The organism is Pandoraea sp. E26, from assembly GCF_000681415.1.
GTDB classification, from domain to species: Bacteria; Pseudomonadota; Gammaproteobacteria; order Burkholderiales; family Burkholderiaceae; genus Pandoraea; species Pandoraea pnomenusa.
This window is the reverse complement of record NZ_AYXJ01000040.1, coordinates 22,577-41,876: the sequence shown is the minus strand read 5'-3', so window position 1 is coordinate 41,876 and position 19,300 is coordinate 22,577. Positions and strand designations below refer to the sequence as shown.

The 19,300-nt window shown below is 65.2% G+C and carries 20 protein-coding genes; 12 read left to right on the top strand and 8 right to left on the bottom strand.

Annotated elements, in window-relative coordinates; genetic code table 11:
* Positions 1-5: 5 nt before the first annotated feature.
* Together mgtA and W930_RS30930 are read right to left on the bottom strand one after the other, a co-directional pair.
* Positions 6-2,735 carry a magnesium-translocating P-type ATPase gene (gene mgtA, locus W930_RS0123385; protein WP_024788705.1) on the bottom strand — a complete coding sequence of 910 codons (2,730 nt, stop codon included), beginning with the start codon at positions 2,733-2,735 and terminating at the stop codon, positions 6-8.
* Between the two features lie 72 nt (positions 2,736-2,807).
* On the bottom strand, positions 2,808-2,981 hold the full coding sequence (locus W930_RS30930) for a hypothetical protein (RefSeq protein ID WP_023873334.1): 174 nt from the start codon (positions 2,979-2,981) through the stop codon (positions 2,808-2,810).
* A gap of 610 nt (positions 2,982-3,591) precedes the next feature.
* Between W930_RS30930 and W930_RS0123375 the strand changes: the two genes are divergently transcribed.
* On the top strand, positions 3,592-4,194 hold the full coding sequence (locus tag W930_RS0123375; protein ID WP_023873333.1) for a phosphatase PAP2 family protein: 603 nt from the start codon (positions 3,592-3,594) through the stop codon (positions 4,192-4,194).
* A 131-nt stretch (positions 4,195-4,325) separates the two neighbouring features.
* Here W930_RS0123375 and rnk read toward each other — a convergent pair whose 3' ends face one another.
* Entirely contained in the window at positions 4,326-4,751 is a 426-nt protein-coding gene (gene rnk / locus W930_RS0123370) for a nucleoside diphosphate kinase regulator (RefSeq protein ID WP_023873332.1), read from the bottom strand.
* Between the two features lie 149 nt (positions 4,752-4,900).
* Here rnk and hemL point away from each other — a divergent pair, with 149 nt between their 5' ends.
* The 5 genes from hemL to ribD all read left to right on the top strand — a co-directional run bounded on the left by hemL (position 4,901) and on the right by ribD (position 9,630).
* On the top strand, positions 4,901-6,205 hold the full coding sequence (gene hemL, locus W930_RS0123365) for a glutamate-1-semialdehyde 2,1-aminomutase (RefSeq protein WP_023597237.1): 1,305 nt from the start codon (positions 4,901-4,903) through the stop codon (positions 6,203-6,205).
* Between the two features lie 86 nt (positions 6,206-6,291).
* The gene (locus tag W930_RS0123360; protein WP_023597238.1) at positions 6,292-6,906 is read left to right on the top strand and encodes a LemA family protein; all 615 of its coding nucleotides are present in this window, start codon (positions 6,292-6,294) and stop codon (positions 6,904-6,906) included.
* 10 nt (positions 6,907-6,916) lie between these two features.
* Positions 6,917-7,909 (top strand): YgcG family protein, encoded by a 993-nt coding sequence (locus W930_RS0123355; protein ID WP_080685223.1) that lies wholly within the window; start codon positions 6,917-6,919, stop codon positions 7,907-7,909.
* 5 nt (positions 7,910-7,914) lie between these two features.
* On the top strand, positions 7,915-8,526 hold the full coding sequence (locus W930_RS0123350) for a TPM domain-containing protein (RefSeq protein WP_145929430.1): 612 nt from the start codon (positions 7,915-7,917) through the stop codon (positions 8,524-8,526).
* Between the two features lie 6 nt (positions 8,527-8,532).
* Positions 8,533-9,630 (top strand): bifunctional diaminohydroxyphosphoribosylaminopyrimidine deaminase/5-amino-6-(5-phosphoribosylamino)uracil reductase RibD, encoded by a 1,098-nt coding sequence (ribD, locus tag W930_RS0123345; protein ID WP_024788704.1) that lies wholly within the window; start codon positions 8,533-8,535, stop codon positions 9,628-9,630.
* Between the two features lie 135 nt (positions 9,631-9,765).
* On the opposite strand, the gene W930_RS0123340 is transcribed toward ribD, so the two are convergent.
* Genes W930_RS0123340 through W930_RS0123330 form a run of 3 tightly spaced genes read right to left on the bottom strand, consistent with a single transcriptional unit; the run spans position 9,766 to position 11,572 of the window.
* Positions 9,766-10,527, bottom strand: coding sequence for a 2-keto-4-pentenoate hydratase (locus tag W930_RS0123340; protein WP_023597242.1), 762 nt, complete (start codon positions 10,525-10,527; stop codon positions 9,766-9,768).
* Positions 10,524-11,363, bottom strand: a complete 840-nt coding sequence (locus W930_RS0123335) for a 2-keto-4-pentenoate hydratase (RefSeq protein WP_023597243.1) — start codon at positions 11,361-11,363, stop codon at positions 10,524-10,526. Before W930_RS0123335 ends, W930_RS0123340 begins: the two co-directional genes overlap by 4 nt.
* Positions 11,363-11,572, bottom strand: a complete 210-nt coding sequence (locus W930_RS0123330) for a tautomerase family protein (RefSeq protein WP_023597244.1) — start codon at positions 11,570-11,572, stop codon at positions 11,363-11,365. The genes W930_RS0123335 and W930_RS0123330 overlap by 1 nt, the downstream gene beginning before the upstream one ends.
* Before the next feature lie 157 nt (positions 11,573-11,729).
* Between W930_RS0123330 and W930_RS0123325 the strand changes: the two genes are divergently transcribed.
* From W930_RS0123325 to W930_RS0123300, 6 genes are all read left to right on the top strand, one after another.
* On the top strand, positions 11,730-12,635 hold the full coding sequence (locus W930_RS0123325; RefSeq protein WP_023597245.1) for a LysR substrate-binding domain-containing protein: 906 nt from the start codon (positions 11,730-11,732) through the stop codon (positions 12,633-12,635).
* 488 nt (positions 12,636-13,123) lie between these two features.
* Positions 13,124-14,236 (top strand): branched-chain amino acid ABC transporter substrate-binding protein, encoded by a 1,113-nt coding sequence (locus tag W930_RS0123320; protein WP_023597246.1) that lies wholly within the window; start codon positions 13,124-13,126, stop codon positions 14,234-14,236.
* 104 nt (positions 14,237-14,340) lie between these two features.
* Positions 14,341-15,264 (top strand): high-affinity branched-chain amino acid ABC transporter permease LivH, encoded by a 924-nt coding sequence (gene livH / locus W930_RS0123315; protein ID WP_023597247.1) that lies wholly within the window; start codon positions 14,341-14,343, stop codon positions 15,262-15,264.
* An 8-nt stretch (positions 15,265-15,272) separates the two neighbouring features.
* On the top strand, positions 15,273-16,547 hold the full coding sequence (locus W930_RS0123310) for a high-affinity branched-chain amino acid ABC transporter permease LivM (RefSeq protein WP_023873328.1): 1,275 nt from the start codon (positions 15,273-15,275) through the stop codon (positions 16,545-16,547).
* Entirely contained in the window at positions 16,544-17,311 is a 768-nt protein-coding gene (livG, locus tag W930_RS0123305; protein ID WP_023873327.1) for a high-affinity branched-chain amino acid ABC transporter ATP-binding protein LivG, read from the top strand. Before W930_RS0123310 ends, livG begins: the two co-directional genes overlap by 4 nt.
* Entirely contained in the window at positions 17,311-18,012 is a 702-nt protein-coding gene (locus W930_RS0123300) for an ABC transporter ATP-binding protein (protein WP_023597250.1), read from the top strand. Before livG ends, W930_RS0123300 begins: the two co-directional genes overlap by 1 nt.
* A gap of 245 nt (positions 18,013-18,257) precedes the next feature.
* On the opposite strand, the gene W930_RS0123295 is transcribed toward W930_RS0123300, so the two are convergent.
* Positions 18,258-18,755: an SRPBCC family protein gene (locus W930_RS0123295; RefSeq protein WP_023873326.1), complete on the bottom strand. Its 498-nt coding sequence runs from the start codon at positions 18,753-18,755 to the stop codon at positions 18,258-18,260.
* Between the two features lie 2 nt (positions 18,756-18,757).
* Entirely contained in the window at positions 18,758-19,090 is a 333-nt protein-coding gene (locus W930_RS0123290) for a helix-turn-helix transcriptional regulator (RefSeq protein ID WP_023597252.1), read from the bottom strand.
* Between the last annotated feature and the right edge of the window lie 210 nt (positions 19,091-19,300).

The following is a 19,300-nucleotide window of genomic DNA, read 5'->3' as shown; positions in this document are numbered from 1 at the left end:
CCGTATCACTGCCAGCCGAAGCGGCGTGCGAACATGCCCTTCATCATCTGCGTGAGCACGGCATAGGCGAGCAGGATCGCGGCCAGCATCGGGAAATACGCGAGGGGCAGCGCCTGCATCCTGAACGTGTCGGCGAACGGCGACATCGGCAGCATCAGGCCGATCAGCATGACCGCGCCCGTCATCAGCATCAGCGGCCAGGCGGCGCGGCTCTGAATGAAGGGCAGACGGCGCGTGCGGATCAGGTGCACGATCAGCGTCTGCGAGAGCAGCCCTTCGACGAACCATCCCGACTGGAACAGCGACTGATGCGCCGCACTGTTCGCGCCGAACAGGTGCCACATCGCGACGAACGTCAGCACGTCGAAAATCGAGCTGATCGGGCCGAAGAACACCATGAAGCGCGACAGATCCGCCGGATTCCACTGTTGCGGCTTCGTCAGTTGTTCGTCGTCGACGTTGTCGAACGGAATCGTGGTCTGCGACAGATCGTAGAGCAGGTTCTGCGTGAGCAGTTGCAGCGGGAGCATCGGCAGGAACGGCAGGAATGCACTTGCGATGAGCACCGAGAAGACATTGCCGAAGTTCGAGCTGGCTGTCATCTTGATGTACTTGAGCATGTTCGCAAACGTGCGCCGCCCTTCGATCACGCCCTGCTCGAGCACCATGAGGCTCTTCTCCAGCAGGATGAGGTCAGCGGCCTCCTTGGCGATGTCCACGGCGGTGTCCACCGAAATGCCGATGTCGGCCGCGCGCAACGCGGGCGCGTCGTTGATGCCGTCGCCCATGAAGCCGACCACGTGGCCATTCGCGCGCAGCGTGCGCACCAGGCGCTCCTTGTGCGCCGGCGTGAGCTTGGCAAAGACATTGGCACGCTCGACCGTCTGCGCCAGTTCGGCGTCGGTCATCGATTCGATGTCGTCGCCCAGCACGCAGCCGGTCACCTTCAGGCCGACCTCCCGGCAGACCTTGGCCGTCACGAGATCGTTGTCGCCGGTCAGCACCTTGACGTCGACGCCCGACGCGGCGAGCGCGCTCAGCGCCGGGGCCGTCGACTCCTTGGGCGGATCGAGAAACGCGATGTAGCCGACCAGCACCAGTGCGCTCTCGTCCGCAACGTCGTAGCGCTCGCGCACCGGCGGCAGATGGCGCGTGGCCACCGCCACGACGCGCAGCCCTTCGGCATTCAGGTCCGCCGTCACGCGGCGCAGGCGTGCGAGCACATCGGGCGTGAGCGGCTCCACATTCGCGCCGTGCTGCACCCGGTCGCACACGGCCAGCACTTCTTCCACCGCCCCCTTGCAGATCAACTCGTGATGCTCGCCGTTCTCGCTCACCACCACCGACATGCGACGGCGCTGGAAGTCGAACGGAATTTCGTCGATCTTGCGATAGCGATTGACCACGTCGAGCCGCTGGTGCAATTCGGCATGGTCGAGCACGGCCACGTCGAGCAGGTTCTTGAGCCCCGTCTGATAGAAGCTGTTGAGGTACGCGTACTCGAGCACGTCTTCCGAGGCGTGGCCCCAGACGTCGGTGTGGCGCTCGAGGCAGATCCTGTCCTGCGTGAGCGTGCCGGTCTTGTCGGTGCACAGTACGTCCATGGCGCCGAAGTTCTGGATCGCGTCGAGGCGCTTGACGATCACCTTCTTGCGCGAGAGCACTACCGCACCCTTGGCGAGCGTGGCGGTCACGATCATCGGCAGCATTTCGGGCGTGAGGCCAACGGCCACCGACAGCGCGAAGAGCGAGGCTTCGAGCCAGTCATGCTTGGTAAAGCCGTTGATGAGCAGCACGATGGGCGTCATCACCATCATGAAGCGGATGAGCACCCACGAGACGCGGTTCACGCCCTGCTGGAACGACGTGACCGTGGGCTGCTGCGCGGTGACGCGCTGCGCGAGCGACCCGAAGAACGTGCGCGCACCGGTCGCGACCACGACGGCCGTGGCGGAGCCACTCACCACGTTCGTGCCCATGAACGCGAGATTGTCGTAAGCCAGCGGGTTGCTGCCGACGGATTCGCAGGCGTGCGCGAACTTCTCGACCGGAAGCGCCTCGCCCGTGAGCGCCGACTGCGAGACGAACAGGTCCTTGGCGCTCAGGATGCGCACGTCCGCCGGAATCATGTCACCCGCCGCAAGCAGCACGATATCGCCCGGCACAAGGTCGGCGAGCGGGATCTCGCGGCCCATGCGGCCCAGCGCGCGCACATTCGCCGCGTCGATCGCGGTGTCGCGACGCAGCACGGTGGCCGTGGTGCGGACCATGGCCTTGAGCTTCTCGGCCGCCTTGTTCGAACGCGCTTCCTGCACGAATCGCAACACCGTGGAAATGATCACCATCGTCGCGATGATGATCGTTCCCTCGGTGTCGTCGGTCGCGTACGAGACCGCGGCCAGTGCCGAGAGCAGCAGATTGAAAGGATTGCGGTAGCAGTTGAAGAGGTGGCGCCACCAGGGCAGCGGCTTCTCGTGCTCGACTTCGTTGGCACCCACGTGCTCGCGCACGGTCGCCGCTTCGTCGTCGGACAGGCCGTCGCGAGTGGTGTGCAGACGCGCGAGCAGGTCCGGACCCGCGTCGCGCGCGGCGTCGGCCAAACCTGGCGGTGCCTCGTGGCCATGGGCGGGCGCATCGAGGGTTTCGAGCATGTCGCGACGGCGGAAGAAGCGCAGGCCGAGGCGCGCGCCAAGCACCGCAATCAGACGCTCGCTGAGCGTGAGAGCTTGTTGCATCGGATACATCCTTGGAAAGCCATTGGGCGCGCCGACGGATCGCGAACGCCCTGGAATCGTCATGGGCGCGGATCAACCCGCGTGCTTTTCACCCCGTCGCATCACGGCGCGCAACCACTGCGCGACGCGTGCTCGCGCGCCCGGTCGGGCAACGCCAGCGCTCTCGGCATGCGGATCGACGTGAAAGTGATGCAGACACTGCGACGGCAGCATCAGTGCTTGCGGATTGCCTCCGCGAAGGGTCATGGAGTAACGGAACACGATAAATCCCCCGGCCGCGCGGCGATCCGACCCACGCGGGCGCCGGGATCGTATTCGCCGCCCGCGAGGCGGGGGAAACGAAACGCGAACGCACACGCACGGCAGGACAGCCCGAACGGCATACGTAAAACTTGTTAGGGAGCGTGCTACGAAAGACAGCCGCTATCGATACGGCCCAAACCGGTCCTCCGGCGCGACGGCCAGGGGCGATGGGGCAATCAAGAGGAATGTCTGAGGAGCGCGCCGACCCGACGATGCGAGTCAGCGGCGGGGAAGATCCCGGGGACTAACTCGCGGTATTGGCGTCGACCTGCGTCGACCGGCAACTACCACTGGAACTACTGTCCACGGAAGGACCTCCTGAGAACTAAGACGGCGCGATTCTACCCCCGAGCGCGTCGAAAGAAAAGTGACAATTCAACGTGTTACAAAATGATGACAATGGAAACTTTCCACCGGCCGGCGGCTCAGTCAGAATCTGTCATGTTTTCGTCACAATCCGCCTGCCGGCGGCCGTCGATGCGCTGGCACCGCCCCCGGGGCAGTCCGGTCGGGTCGCGGGGTCCGGCGGCTATTTTTTCGCCCTCCGGACTCAATGGATTCGATCAATCGCGCGCTCTTTCTGGCCATCAACGCTTCGCCTAACGTGAGCGAAGGCGAACTGGCTGTCGCCGTCTTTCTCGCCAAGTACCTGATTCTGCTCTTGCCGGTGGGGCTGGCGACGCTTTGGCTCGCAGGCGGACGCGACCGCGAGGGCGCCGTGCACGGCCTGCTGGGCGTAGGCCTGGTGCTGCTGGTCAACTTCGTCATCGGGCTGGCCTGGTTCGAACCGCGCCCCTTCGTTGTCGGACTGGGCACGAACCTGCTCCCGCACGCCGCCACCAGCGCGTTTCCGAGCAATCACGCCTCGATCATGTTCACGGCCGCGTTCGTGTTGATGGGCACGGTGGCGCGTACGCCGCGACTGCTCGGCAAGCTGCTGCTGCTCTGTGCCCTGCCCGTGTGCTGGGCGCGTGTCTACCTTGGCGTGCATTGGCCCGTCGACATGCTCGGCGCGTTCGTCGTCTCGATCGTGGTCGCGCTGATCATGCGCAGCGCCGGCGCGCGCGAGACCAGCCGCATCGTGACCGCGGTGTTCGAAGGCATCTATCGACGCCTGCTGGCATGGCCGATCGCGCGCGGCTGGCTGCGTCGGTGAACGACGCGAGACTGCGCGGAACGACGAGACGAGCGGACAGTCGAGCCCGAGGAAAACGTTATGTGCGACGGGGGGATGTTTGGGAGACTCGGGAGATCCGAATCTCCCAATGATGCTGCGGAAGACGTGAATCAGCGGTGATAATCGCCAGCCGCTTCCGGCTGGTAGTCGATGCCGAGCAGTTCGAGCTCGATCAGGCGTCCGCCCGGCACCTGCCAGTGGATCGACTGCCCGACGCGCAGTCCGAGTAGCGCGCTGCCCACCGGCGCGAGCACCGACAGGCCGTTCTCCGTGCTCGCAAGATGCTGCGGATACACGAGCGTCACACGGTGGGCCTGCTGCGTGGCCAGATCACGATAGCGCACCACCGAATTCATGGTGGCGATGTCGGCCGGGATCTGCTCCGGATCAACGACACTCGCCCGGGCAAGCTCTGTTTCGAGTGCCTCCACATACGGCAATGCCGCGCGCGGCGCCTGCGCCATGAGCGATTCGAGGCGTTCGACATCTAGCGTCGAGACGGTGATCGAGGGACGTTGGGAGTTCACGGTGGACATGTCGACGGGCCTGTATTTCCTTGACGTTGAGAAAGTTGCCCCCAATCTAACAGATGCCCCGCCCTGCGAGAAGTCCCGCAGCCGGGCGGCATCCGCTAGAATCGACGCATCGGGGCCCGTGTGCCCGCCAACACCGCCTAACTGAAGTCATGTCCGAATCCACCACCAACGCCGCCCTTTTCGAGCGCGCCCAGCAAACCATTCCCGGCGGGGTCAACTCGCCCGTGCGCGCTTTCCGCTCCGTGGGCGGCACCCCGCGTTTCATCGCCCGCGCCCAGGGCCCCTATATGTGGGACGCCGAAGGCACGCGCTATATCGACTACATCGGCTCGTGGGGGCCAATGATCGTCGGCCATCTGCATCCCGACGTCGTTGCCGCCGTGCAGACCGCGATGTCGCAGGGCTTCAGCTTCGGCGCGCCGACCGAAGCCGAAGTGGTCATGGCCGAGGAAATCTGCCGTCTCGTGCCGTCCATCGAACAGGTGCGGCTGGTGTCCTCGGGCACCGAGGCGACCATGAGCGCGCTGCGTCTCGCGCGCGGCTTCACAGGCCGCAACAAGATCGTGAAGTTCGAAGGCTGCTACCACGGCCATGCCGACAGCCTGCTCGTGAAGGCCGGCTCCGGCTTGCTCACGTTTGCGGATTCGACGCGCAATGCACCGTCGTCGGCCGGCGTGCCGCCCGAAGTCACGCGCGACACGCTCGTGCTGGAGTACAACAATGTCGAGCAACTGCGCGAGCTCTTTGCCGGTCAGGGCGGCGAAATCGCCGCGGTGATCGTCGAGCCGGTCGCCGGCAACATGAATCTCGTGCGCGGCTCGCGCCACTTCCTGCAGTCGCTGCGCGAGCTGTGCACCGCGCACGGCGCGGTGCTGATTTTCGACGAAGTGATGTGCGGCTTCCGCGTGGGGCTGGGTGGCGCTCAGGCGCTCTACGGCATCACCGCCGACCTCACCTGCCTGGGCAAGGTCATCGGCGGCGGCATGCCGGCGGCGGCCTTCGGCGGACGACGCGACATCATGTCGCACCTCGCGCCGCTGGGCGGCGTCTATCAGGCAGGCACGCTCTCGGGCAACCCGCTGGCCGTGGCGGCCGGACTCGCCACGCTCAGGCTGATCCAGACGCCGGGCTTCTACGAAGACCTGGCCACACGCACGTCGCGGCTGGTGAATGGGCTCGTCGACGCGGCGCAGGCGGTCGGCGTGCCGTTCTCGGGCGACAGCGTGGGCGGCATGTTCGGCCTGTACTTCCGCGCGAGCGTGCCGCAAAGCTTCGCCGAAGTCACCACGTCGGACGTCGCCCGCTTCAACAAATTCTTCCACGGCATGCTCGATCGGGGCGTCTATCTCGCCCCGAGCGCATTCGAAGCCGGCTTCGTCTCCGCCACGCACGACGACACGATCATCGACGCGACGATCGCCGCCGCCCGCGAGGCGTTTGGGACGCTCGCGTGAGCGCCCGGGGCCGCTGGCGTACGCTTTGCGTCATGGCGCTCGCGCGTCGCCCATCGTCCCGTTCGAACATTACAAGGGGAAACATCATGCAAATGCTGCTGCCGACGAAGCTTCGTCAGTCGTTCCTGCGCTGGCTGGCCCTCGGCCTGCTCACGTCGCTGCTCTCCGCCTGCGGATACAACGAGATCCAGGTCAAGGACGAGGCTGTCAAGGCGGCCTGGAGCGAGGTCGTCAACCAGTACCAGCGTCGCGCCGATCTGGTCCCGAACCTGGTGAACACGGTCAAGGGCTACGCCGCGCACGAGCAATCGACACTGACCGAAGTGATCAACGCGCGCGCGAAGGCCACGAGCATCACGGTCACGCCGGAGACGCTGAACGACCCCGAGGCGTTCAAGCGATTCCAGCAGGCGCAGGGGGAGCTCTCCGGCGCACTCTCGCGACTGATGGCCGTCTCGGAGAACTATCCGAACCTGAAGGCCGACGGCCTGTTCCGCGACCTCCAGTCGCAGCTCGAGGGCACCGAGAACCGCATTACCGTGGCGCGCAATCGCTACATTCAAGCCGTGCAGGACTACAACGTCTACGTGCGCCAGTTCCCGAACAACCTGACGGCGAAGATGTTCGGCTACGGCCCGAAACCGAATTTCACGGTCGAGAACGAAAAAGCCATTTCGACGGCGCCGGCAGTCAAGTTCTAAGGAGCACGTCATGGCGACTGTTCCGGCCATCCGGGCGATTCCGGCAAATTCAGGGCGGTCAGTGCGTTCCGCCAGGCACGCATGCCCCTGCCCGGATGCGCCGCGGGCGGCCCGTGGCCGGGCAGCGCGCGCGTTTTGGACCCTGCTGGCGCTGACGCTCGTTTGCCTGTGCTGGCTGGCGCTGCCCGCCGGCGCGCAAGACCTGGTGGCCGTGCCCGCGCTCACGGCACGCGTGACCGATCTCACCGGCACGCTCACGCCGGAGCAGCGCAACGCTCTGGAGACCCAGCTGGCGCAGTACGAGCAACAACGCGGCAGCCAGATCTTCATCCTGATGGTGCCCACCACGGCGCCCGAGACCATCGATCAGTACAGCATTCGTGTGGCGGATGCGTGGAAAGCGGGCCGTAAGGGTGTCGACGACGGGGTGATCCTGCTCATTGCCAAGGACAATCCGAACGACCTGCGCAAGATGCGCATCGAAGTCGGACGCGGCGTGCAGGGCTCGCTCACCGACGCCATCTCCGGTCGCATTCTGCGCGACGTGATGGCGCCCCACTTCCGCAACGGTGACTTCTTCGGCGGCCTGGCCGCAGGCGTGGCCGCCGTGGAAGCCGCCATGAACAACGAGCCGCTGCCCGCACCGAACTTGCCGTCGACACGGGCTCCGCACTCGGATCTGTCAGACTTCCTGCCGCTGCTCTTCATCGTGTTCATCATCGGCATGGTCGTGCTCATGGAAAGCCGCCGACGCTTTCGCGGTCCCGGCCTGCCCGGCGCCGGCGTGAACGATCCGCGCTCGCGCGTGCTCACCGGCGGGCGCGGTGGCCGCATTGGCCCCGGCGGTTTCGGCGGTGTTCTCGGCGGCGGGCTGGGCGGTGGACTCGGCGGCGGCTGGGGTCGCAATGACGGTGGCGACTTTGGCGGCGGTGGCGGTGGGGGCGGCTTCGGCGGTGGCGGAGGCGGCGGATTCGACGGCGGCGGCTCGTCGGGGAACTGGTGATCACCATGGCACACGAAACGCACTCGACTTCCCCCGCGCACGCGAGAGATCCTCACCACGGCGACGCCTCTGCCGCTCAGGCGTACGCGCCGGAGTCCGACGCCAGTGGCGTGCACAACCTCTCGCGCTGGCTACGGCACTTCGGCACGTGGCGCGCCCATGCTCGCTGGATTTTCCCGGACAAGGCGCTCGACACACTCGAGGCCGCGATCCGGGCGTCGGAATTGGAGCACCGTTGCGAGATCCGGCTCGTCATCGAAGCGGCCATGCCGCTGGCGGCCGTCTGGCACGGCCAGACGTGCCGGCAACGCGCCGTGCATCTGTTTCGCCAGCTCGGGATCGTGCACACGAACGAGCGCACGGGCATTCTGCTGTACATCAACCTCGCCGATCACGACATCGAGCTCATCGCCGACAAGGGCGTCAACGCCTTGGTGCCCGCTCGCACGTGGGATGCCGTCGTAGCCAGGATGAGCGACGGATTTCGCGAAGAACGATACGTCCAGAGTGTGCTCGACGCCCTGGAGACCCTGCGCGCGATCGCGCGTGAATCCCTGCCGGCGCACGCCGGCGCCGTGTCGGCCAATACCTTGACCGACCGGCCATTGATGCTCTGACGCCTCATGTTTTCCGAACAGGACTTTGCCCACATGCGCCGCGCGCTCGCCCTTGCCGAGCAAGCGATGTTCACGACCACGCCGAACCCGCGCGTGGGCTGCGTGATCGTGCAGGACGAGCGTGTCATCGGCGAGGGCTTCACGCAACCCGCCGGTCAGGACCACGCCGAGGTGCAGGCGATGAAAGACGCGCGCGCACGCGGCGAGACGCTGCGAGGTGCCACCGCGTACGTCACACTCGAGCCGTGCAGCCATTACGGGCGCACGCCGCCCTGCGCGAAAGGGCTCATCGAGGCCGGCGTCAAGCGCGTGATCGCCGCGATGGAAGACCCGAATCCCGTCGTCGCAGGGCGGGGGTTGGCCATGCTGCGCGACGCCGGCGTCGACGTGCGCTGCGGCCTGCTCGAACAGGAAGCGCGCGAAATGAACATCGGCTTCGTCGCCCGCATGACGCGCGGCACGCCGTGGGTACGCCTGAAAGTGGCCGCGAGCCTCGACGGCAAGACGGCGCTCAACAACGGTGCGAGCCAGTGGATCACCGGTGCGGCCGCGCGCGCCGACGGGCATGCGTGGCGCGCACGCGCCTGCGCCATCCTGACGGGTATCGGTACGGTGCGCGAAGACGATCCCTCGCTGACCGTGCGCGAGGTGCAGACCACGCGCCAGCCGCTGCGCATTGTCGTCGACTCGCATCTGGACATTTCTCCGGCCGCGAGAGTGCTCGCTGACGGTAACGCCCTCGTGGTGTGCGCCGACGGCGATGCCGCGCGCGTGGCACGCCTGCGCGATCTCGGGGTGGAAGTGCTCGATTTGCCGAATGCGAACGGCAAGGTCGAGCTGCCGGCGCTCCTTCGCGTGCTGGGCGAGCGTCAGCTCAACGAAATCCACGTGGAAGCCGGATACAAGCTCAATGGCTCGCTGTTGCGCGAGCACTGCGTCGACGAGCTGCTCGCCTATTTCGCGCCCTGCATTCTCGGCGATGCGCAAGGCATGTTCCATCTGCCGGCGCTCTCGTCGCTCGACGACAAGCTGACGTTGCGCTTCACCGATGTACGCACGATCGACAACGACCTGCGCGTCATGGCCCGCCTCGTGCAGCACTGAAGCGCGGCGCGCACGCGGCGAAGTGGTGCGGCGCACCTTCGTCGCCCCCCACACACGACTCGCATTGCCCTGAAAAAACACGGGGCGCCCGTTGAGGTGCGCCCCGTGTTTCTTCATACCGCGCGAACGTCGGGCTCAGACGTGGAATCCCACGCGACCGAGCGTTTCCATCTCGACCGAGACATACTGCCCCGGCTGGATGTACTCGGCGGGCGTGGCGCCGCCGGCCATCACGATCCAGCCCGCCTGCAGCGGCTCGCCGGCCGCCGCCGACAAACGCGCGGCCGCCACCAGCGAACGCAGCGGATGACCGAGCAGCGCCGCCGTCGACCCGACCTGCGCCGTGCGGCCGTTGATCGTCATCGCCAGCCCGAGGTTCGAGAAGTCGACGTGCGGATCGTGCCATGCGCCGATCACGAAGCCGCTGGACGATGCATTGTCCGCGATCACCTCGGGCAGCGTGAACTTGAAGTCCTTGTAGCGGGAATCGATGATCTCGATGGCCGGCGCGATGGCCTCGACCGCCGCGAGCGCCTGCGGGCCCGTGACATTGCCTTCGAGCGGCTTCTTCAGAATGAACGCAATCTCCGGCTCGACACGCGGATGGACGTAGCGCCTGAAGTCGATCGACGTGCCCTCCTCGACCTGCATGCCGGACGTGAGGCGCCCCCAGATCACGTCGGACAGCCCCATCTGGATCATCTTCGCGCGGCTGGTGAACCCCATCTTCACGCCGACGCGCGTCTCGCCGCGTTCGGCGCGCCGGGCGAGCGAGGCGGCCTGGATGGCGTAGGCGTCGTCGAGCGACAGACGATTGTCGGTGTCGAACTGTTCGACTTCGTGGGCGAAGTGGGCCGCGTCGTCGAGCAGCTTGGCGTAGTCTTGAATGTGGCTCATCGTGCAGCCTCGCTGGCAGAGTCGGCCGGGGCGAAGACGGCGCGCACCGAACCCAGGCCATTGATACGGGTCTCGAAAATATCGCCGGGCGTCACGGCCGCCATCGGGCCCAGCGCGCCGGAGAGCACCAGGTCACCGGCCCTGAGCGGCGTGCCCACGGCCGCCATCGTGCGGGCGAGCCACACCACGGCGTTGATCGGACTGCCCAGGCACGCGGCACCAGCCCCCACCGACACCGGCTCGCCGCGACGCTCCATGACCATGCCGCACATGCGCACGTCGAACTCGGAGAGCTTCTTCGGCGTGTTGCCGATAACGAAAGCGGACGAAGACGCGTTATCGGCGATCGTGTCGGTGATGCGAATGTTCCAGTCGGCCACGCGGCTGCCCACGATCTCCAGCGCCGGCAAGGCGTAGTCGATGGCGTTGAGCACGTCGAGCTGTCCGGGATGCTCGATGTTCAGGTCGCGGCCGATCACGAAGGCAATCTCGGCTTCGATCTTCGGCTGCGTGAGGATCGAAGCGGGAATCGGCTCGCCGTCGCCATACCCCATGTCGTCGAAAAGCATGCCGAAGTCCGGTTGGTCCACGCCCAGTTGCTTTTGCACCGCGACCGACGTCAGGCCGATCTTGCAGCCGACGATGCGGCGCCCCGCGGCCAGACGGCGCTCGGTATTGATGCGCTGAATCGCGTAGGCCTCGTCGATGCTCAAGGGCGCATACGTCTCGCGCAGCGGGGCGATGAACCGGTGCGAGCGCTCGGCTTCGTGCAACGCGTCGGCGGCCTGCTGCAGACGCGCACGCGTCGCCTCGTCGTGTCGTTCGATCGTGCCCATCACGCGCCAGCCTTGGCCGGCGCCGCCGGCTCGTCCTTGGTGCGCTCGCCCACGGCCCAGTGGGCGGCCGGCACTTGCGTGGCATAGACACGAATCGATTCGAGCGGCGCGCCGAGCGTTTCGTGCACGGTGCGTGCCACGGCCTTCACGCAGGCCTTGACGGTGGCGTCGTCGCGACCTTCCACCAGGTTGATATGTACGATTGGCATGAGGCTGTCCCCTGAAAATGCCGGATTGAGCGGCGTCGTGCCTTATGATGCGCGCCCGGGCGGATACCGTCCAATACCAAATTTCCAGATTCCGATACCATTCCGGTATTGAGTGACGGGCGTGCACAGCGTCCGTCCGGCACCGAACGAGGCTTTCATGGACATCAAGCAGATGCGTTACTTCCTTGCCGTGGCGCAGGAGGGTCATTTCGGGCGGGCGGCGCAGCGGCTCAACATGGCGCAGCCGCCGCTCACGCGGCACATTCATGCACTCGAGGCACAACTGGGCACCGCGCTGTTCGTGCGCACGCCCAAAGGGGCGACGCTGACCGCCGCCGGACAAACGCTGCTCGACGAGGTGCCGAACATTCTGTCGCTCACGCGCCGCGCCGAGGAGCAGACGCGTCTGGCGGGCGCCGGCTATATCGGACGTCTCGACGTCGGCATCTTCAGCTCGGGCATTCTCAACGCGATTCCGAGGTTGCTCGCGAGCTTTCATACCGAACGTCCGGAGGTCAAGATCGGATTGCACAATCTGTCGAAGACCGAGCAGATCGCGGCCCTGCGCGAGCGACGCATCGCCATCGGTTTCAACCGGCTGATCCCGGACGAACCTGACCTCGTCGTCGACTGGATTCAACGGGAACCGTACCTCGTCGCGCTGTATGAGGGTCACCCGCTGTGCACGCGCGCATCGCTCACGCTCGCCGACCTCGACAACGAACGCATGATCCTCTATCCGAACGCGCCGGTGCCGGGCCTTGCCGAAGAGGTCGCGGCCGCGTTTCGCGATGAAGGCGTGACGCTGCGCGTCGAACAGGAGGTGGAGGATGTCGTGACGTCGATGGCGCTCGTGGCGAGCCGGTTCGGCATTTGCGTGACGACCGAGTCGGCGGCGAATCTGCGACTGCCCGGTGTGGTTTATCGACCGCTCAAGTCGCGGCGACTGCGCGCGATCGAACTGAATTGCATGTACCGGCGCGACGACGAATCACCGATCCTCGCCGCATTTCTCGCGCTGATCCGGCACTCGCGCACCCGCCGTCACGCGCTCGCGATGTAATGCCCTTCGACCACGGCCCCGGCGGGAAGGCATTGGCTTGCGCTTCGGGCGTCTGACTCCCACGGGGGAGCGACCCGCGGATATGGGCACCGATATATCGGATCAGATGCAATGGGAATTGATTGGATTTCAATTGCCGAAAAATTGTATCCAAAATGTACAAACACGTAATCCAATGTCGCCCGTCATCATGGCCCCGATTCCGGTAATCGCGCCGTTGCCCCCCCTCACATCATCTGCGTAGTACTACGGAGTATCGATGTGACGACTCTTATTTTCCCATTCCGACCCTTTTGAAATCCTTTATCCATGCGGGTTTCGAGGTGGCCGCGCATTGCTGTTCCAATTTGACGGCTTATTACGCTACTATGGCGCATCGTTCTCGCCGGTCACGGCAGAATGATCCAATACCGACCAGGTTCAGCAGTCGATTGAGGCGTCCCGCACGCCCGGGTCGTCAAAAAATACAAATCAAGGAGATGTCCACAATGCAGTTCCGTCACAAATCCCTGTTCGTCGCCGCTGCCCTCGCCTTCATCGGTACGGCCGCCAACGCCGAGACCGTCAAGATCGCCATCGCCGGCCCGTTCAGCGGCTCGGTGGCCCAGTACGGCGACATGGTCAAGGCCGGTGCACTGACCGCCATCGAACAAATCAACGCGGCAGGCGGTGCGAACGGCAACAAGCTGGAAGCCGTGATGATGGACGATGCATGCGAGCCGAAGCAGGCGGTCGCCGTCGCCAACAAGATCGTCAGCCAGAAGATCAAGTATGTGATCGGTCACGTGTGCTCGGGATCGACGATCCCGGCATCGGACATCTACGAAAACGAAGGCGTGGTGATGATCACGCCGTCGGCCACCGCCCCGCAACTGACCGAAGGCAAGAAGCGTCACTTCATCTTCCGCACGATCGGTCGCGACGATCAGCAGGGCCCGGCGGCCGCCCAGTACATCATCAACAAGGTCAAGCCGAAGAAGGTTGCCGTGCTGCACGACAAGCAGTCGTACGGCCAGGGCATCGCCACCTCGGTGAAGAAGGACCTCGACGCCGCCAAGATCCCGGTGGTGCTGTTCGAAGGCATCAACGCCGGTGACTCGGACTACTCGGCGGTCATCACCAAGCTCAAGTCGCAGGGCGTGGACTTCGTGTACTTCGGCGGCTACCACCCGGAAATGGGCCTGCTGCTGCGCCAGGCGCGCGAGCAAGGCGTGAAGGCGACGTTCATGGGACCGGAAGGTGTGGGTAACAAGGACGTGACGGCCATTGCCGGCCCGGCCTCGGAAGGCATGCTGGTCACGCTGCCGGCCGACTTCGCCGCCGACCCGGCCAACGCCAAGCTGGTGAAGGCCTTCGCTGATGCCAAGCGCGACCCGAACGGTCCGTTCCAGATGCCGGCGTACACGGGCGTGCAACTGATCGCCAAGAGCATTGCCGGCGCGAAGAGCACGGACCCGGAAAAGGTGGCCAAGTACCTGCACGCGAATACGTTCGACACGCCGATCGGCAAGGTGGCCTATGACGCTGCCGGCGATCTGAAGTCGTTCAAGTTCGTCGTCTACACCTGGCACAAGGACGCCACCAAGACCGCCGCCAACTGATTCCCTGACGCTTTACCGGCCAGCGAATCTCCCCCAGCCGCCCGCCGCTCCCGGCGGGCGGCTCGCATTCGCGCTCGGCCCCCGCTCGTCGCGAGGCTTCCCGCATGAACGAATTTTTCCCACAGCTTGCCCAGCAACTGGTCAATGGCCTGACGCTGGGTGCGATCTATGCGCTGATCGCCATTGGCTACACAATGGTCTACGGCATCATCGGCATGATCAACTTTGCCCACGGCGAGATCTACATGATCGGCGCCTACGTCGGGCTTGTCACACTGACTGCGATCGGAACGGCGGCGGGTTACCCCTTGCCGCTCGTGCTGGGCGCGGCGCTGCTGGTGTCGGTGCTGATCACGGGCCTTTACGGCTTCGCGATCGAGCGGGTCGCGTATCGCCCGCTGCGCGGCGGACCTCGCCTGGGGCCGCTGATCTCCGCGATCGGCATGTCCATTTTTCTGCAGAACTACGTGCAGATCGGCCAGGGCGCGCGTGACGTTTCCGTGCCAATGCTGATCTCCGGTGCCATCGACATTCCGATGGGCGACTTCACCGTGACGATTCCCTACGCCCGCATGCTGATCGTCGGCGTCACCGTCGCGCTGATGATCCTGCTCACGCTGTTCATCGCCAACTCGCGCATGGGACGCGCCTGCCGCGCCTGTGCCGAGGACATGCGCATGGCCAACCTGCTCGGCATCGACACGAACCGCGTGATCTCGTTCACGTTCGTGCTCGGCGCCATGCTCGCCGCCGTGGGCGGCGTGCTGATCGGGCTGACCATCGGCAAGCTCAACCCGTACATCGGCTTCATCGCGGGCATCAAGGCCTTCACGGCCGCCGTGCTCGGCGGCATCGGCAGCATTCCCGGCGCCATGCTGGGCGGCGTGCTGCTGGGCCTGGCGGAGACGCTCGCGTCCGGCTACATGCCCTCCGAGTACAAGGACATCGTGGCGTTCTGCCTGCTGGTGCTCGTGCTGCTGTTCCGCCCGACCGGCCTGTTGGGCAAGCCCGACGTCGAGAAAGTCTGAGGTCGACCATGACACAACAATTCACTCTCAAGTCCGGTGCGGCGAACCGCTCTCCGGCGGGCGAAACGCTCAAGGGCGCGGTCATCGCCACGATCGTGACGATCATCCTCACGGCCCCCATCCTGGGCCTGCAACTGAAGCTCGACGGCTACAAGGTGGTGCTCGAACAGCATTGGCGTCCGGTCTGGATCGCGGCCGCCATCGTGTTCGTGTTCCAGTTGATCAAGCCGATGCTCGTGCGCTCACGACGCGCCATCAAGCTACCCGCCGTACCCGCGATGGGACGTCGCCAGCAACTCACTGCCATGTGGGTGTTGCTCGCCGTCGGTCTCGTGTGGCCGTTCGTCGGCTCGCGCGGCGCGGTGGACGTGGCCACGCTCGCGCTCATCTACTGCGTGCTTGGCCTCGGTCTCAACATCGTGGTGGGGTTCGCGGGGCTGCTCGACCTGGGCTACGTCGGCTTTTATGCGGTCGGCGGCTATACGTACGCGCTGCTCAACCAGTATTTCGGCCTCACGTTCTGGGAATGCCTGCCGATTGCCGCGCTCATGTCGGCCACGTTCGGGTTCCTGCTCGGCTTTCCGGTGCTGCGCTTGCGCGGCGACTATCTGGCGATCGTGACGCTTGGCTTCGGCGAAATTATCCGGCTGATGCTCAACAACCTGACGAGCCTCACCGGTGGCCCGGACGGCGTATCGGGCATTCCAAAGCCGAGCGTGTTCGGCTTCGAGATGGCGCGCTCGTCGAGCGTGGAAGGCGTGAAGACCTTTCACGAACTGATCGGGCTCGACTATAGCGGTTCGCACATGGTGATCTGGCTGTACCTGCTTGCGTTCGCGCTCGTCGGCTTTACCCTGTTCGTCACCAGCCGTCTGATCCGCATGCCGATCGGCCGCGCATGGGAAGCGCTGCGCGAAGACGAAATCGCCTGTCGCTCGCTCGGCCTGAATCCCACGCGCATCAAGCTCTCGGCGTTCACGCTGGGAGCGTCGTTCGCCGGACTCGCCGGCGCGTTCTTCGCCGCGCGTCAGGGGCTGGTCACGCCCGAGTCGTTCACGTTCATCGAGTCGGCACTGATTCTTGCCGTGGTGGTGCTCGGCGGCATGGGTTCGCAGATCGGTGTGATTCTCGCGGCCGTGCTGCTCACGGTGCTGCCCGAGGTTGCCCGCGACTTCGCCGAGTACCGCATGCTGATCTTCGGTCTCGTGATGGTGCTGATGATGATGTGGCGTCCGCAAGGGCTGCTGCCCGCCACCCGCCCGCATGTGGAGTTGCCGCAATGAGCGCAGAACTGTTGAAACTCTCCGGCCTGCAAATGCGCTTCGGCGGTCTGCTGGCAGTCGACGGCGTCGAGTTCGACGTCCGCAAGAACGAAGTCTTCGCGATCATCGGCCCGAACGGCGCGGGCAAGACGACCGTCTTCAACTGCGTGGGCGGCTTCTATCGGCCGACGGGCGGTTCGATCATGCTTGACGGCGAGAACATCACGGGCTTGCCCAGCCATATGGTCGCGCGTCGCGGACTGGTGCGCACGTTCCAGAACATTCGTCTGTTCCGTCAGTTGACGGTCGTGGAGAACCTGCTCGTTGCGCAGCACATGCGCGTACACAGCGGCTTTCTGCAAGGACTGTTCTCCACGGGGCCGTTCCGCCGCGCCGAGCGCACGGCACTCGAGCGCGCCAAGCACTGGCTCGACCGGCTGGGGTTGACCGCGGTCGCCAACCGGGAGGCCGGCACGCTGTCCTATGGTCATCAGCGACGCCTCGAAATCGCACGCTGCATGATCACCGAACCTCGGCTGCTCATGCTCGACGAACCGGCGGCCGGTCTGAACCCGCAGGAGAAGGTCGAACTGCAGCAGCTCGTCGACAATTTGCGTCACGAGTTCGGTATCTCGGTGCTGCTCATCGAACACGACATGAGTCTCGTGATGGGTGTCTCGGACCGGATTCTCGTGATGGAGCACGGCAAGCCGATCATGACCGGCAAGCCCGACGAGGTGCGCAACGATCCTCGCGTCATCAAGGCCTACCTCGGGGAGGAATAATGCTCAAGCTGGAACAGATCCACACCCACTACGGGGCCGTCGAGGCGCTCTCGGGCGTGTCGATCGAAGTGAACAAGGGCGAGATCGTCACGCTCATCGGCAGCAACGGCGCCGGCAAGACGACGTTGATGATGACCGTGTGCGGCACGCCGCGCGCCTCGAGCGGACGCGTGATGTTCGAAGGCAACGACATTACCGGCTGCCCCACGCACGAGATCATGCGCATGGGCCTGGCGATCTCGCCGGAGGGCCGTCGCGTGTTCCCGAGCCTGACCGTCATCGAAAACCTGAAGATGGGCGGTTTCTTCGCGTCGAAGGACGACATCGACGCCGGCATGGACCACGTCTTCAAGCTGTTTCCGAGACTCGCGCAACGCGGCAAGCAGCGCGCCGGCACGATGTCGGGCGGCGAGCAGCAAATGCTGGCAATCGGGCGGGCGCTGATGAGCCGTCCGCGCCTGTTGTTGCTCGACGAACCGACGCTCGGCCTCGCGCCGCTCGTGATCGCACAGATCTTCGACATCATTCGCGCGATCCGCGAGGAAGGCGTGACCGTGTTTCTGGTGGAGCAGAACGCGAACAAGGCCCTGCACGTGGCCGACCGCGGTTACGTGCTCGAGACCGGACGCGTCGTGCTCGCCGACTCGGCCGCGAATCTGCTGGCGAACGACGACATCAAGCGCGCCTATCTCGGCGCCTGACGCGCCCTCCGCCACGGCGCGCATCGCCGTGGCCTCAGGGCATGAAAAGGACGCACCCCGAGCATCCCCCCATGAATTCGGGCGGACAAGTTCGGTAGGTGCGTCCCATTTTCGTTCGGGGGAGAAATGCCGTTCGCGGCACCGCCAAGGCACCCTCGAGATGGCACCGAGGCGCCCTCCGGGCGCTGCGACCGGGTACGTTCAGGTGAGTCCGCTTCCGCCTGGGCCGATGCGCCTCACATCGCTCACTTCATCAATGCGACCAATTGATCGAGCGCCTTGCCCCAACCATCATGGAAGCCCATGGCTTCGTGCTGCGCCCGCGTCGCTTCATTCCCGTGCATCGCAATGGCCGTGTAACGGGTGCCCTTGCCCTGTGCCTCCATCAGCACGGCGGCGGTGAACTGAAAACCACCGTGCTCCTCGACGGGTGCCGGCGCCGGACGAAAGCCCGGCAGCACCGCATTCGTCCAGACGAGGCGCGTGTTCTCGACCACCTCCAGGTAGCAGCCCACGTTCGGGAACTGCTGCCCTTCGGGCGAGCGCATCACGGTGCGGAACAGGCCGCCCGGGCGCAGATCGATCTCGCACTCCACGGTCTGCCACGGTGCGGGCGTGAACCACTTCCTGATGTGCTCCGGCTGCGTCCAGGCCGCCCACACGCGCTCGCAAGGCACGTCGACATAACGCTCGAGTACCAGATCCAGCTTCGGGTCGACGGAGAAAAGGTTGGCACGAGTCATGTTCACGTCTCCTTCATTTGCAGCAAGTAGCTGTCGAGTTGATCGAGGCGGCGCGTCCATTTGTCGCGCTGCAACTGAAGCCAATCCTGCGCCCCCGCCAATGTCCCGGTCTCCAGGGCATAGGTTCGCACGCGTCCGGTCTTGCGCGAGACCACGAGACCGCTCTCCTCCAGCACGTTCAGATGCTGCGAGAACGACGGCAACGCCATCGGGAACGGACGCGCCAGCTCGCTCACCGATGCCGGGCCGAGCGTGAGTCGCTCGACGACCGCGCGTCGTGTGGGATCTGACAGCGCCTGGAATATCCGGTCGAGAGGAATGGGTTGATTAGCCATGTGCCTAACTATAGGCAGCCCAAACACTTAGGTCAATACCTTTGTATTGAGCATTTTCCGACGACGATGGCGCCCGTCGCGCAGGGGCTCGCACGATTTGTCCGTCGACCGATTCGGATGGCCCTCAAAATGTCGTCGTCAATCGATTTTCCGGGCCATGCCGCGCGAGATTCGGGCGCAGCCGCGCACCGGCTTGGCGTAGAATAGAGC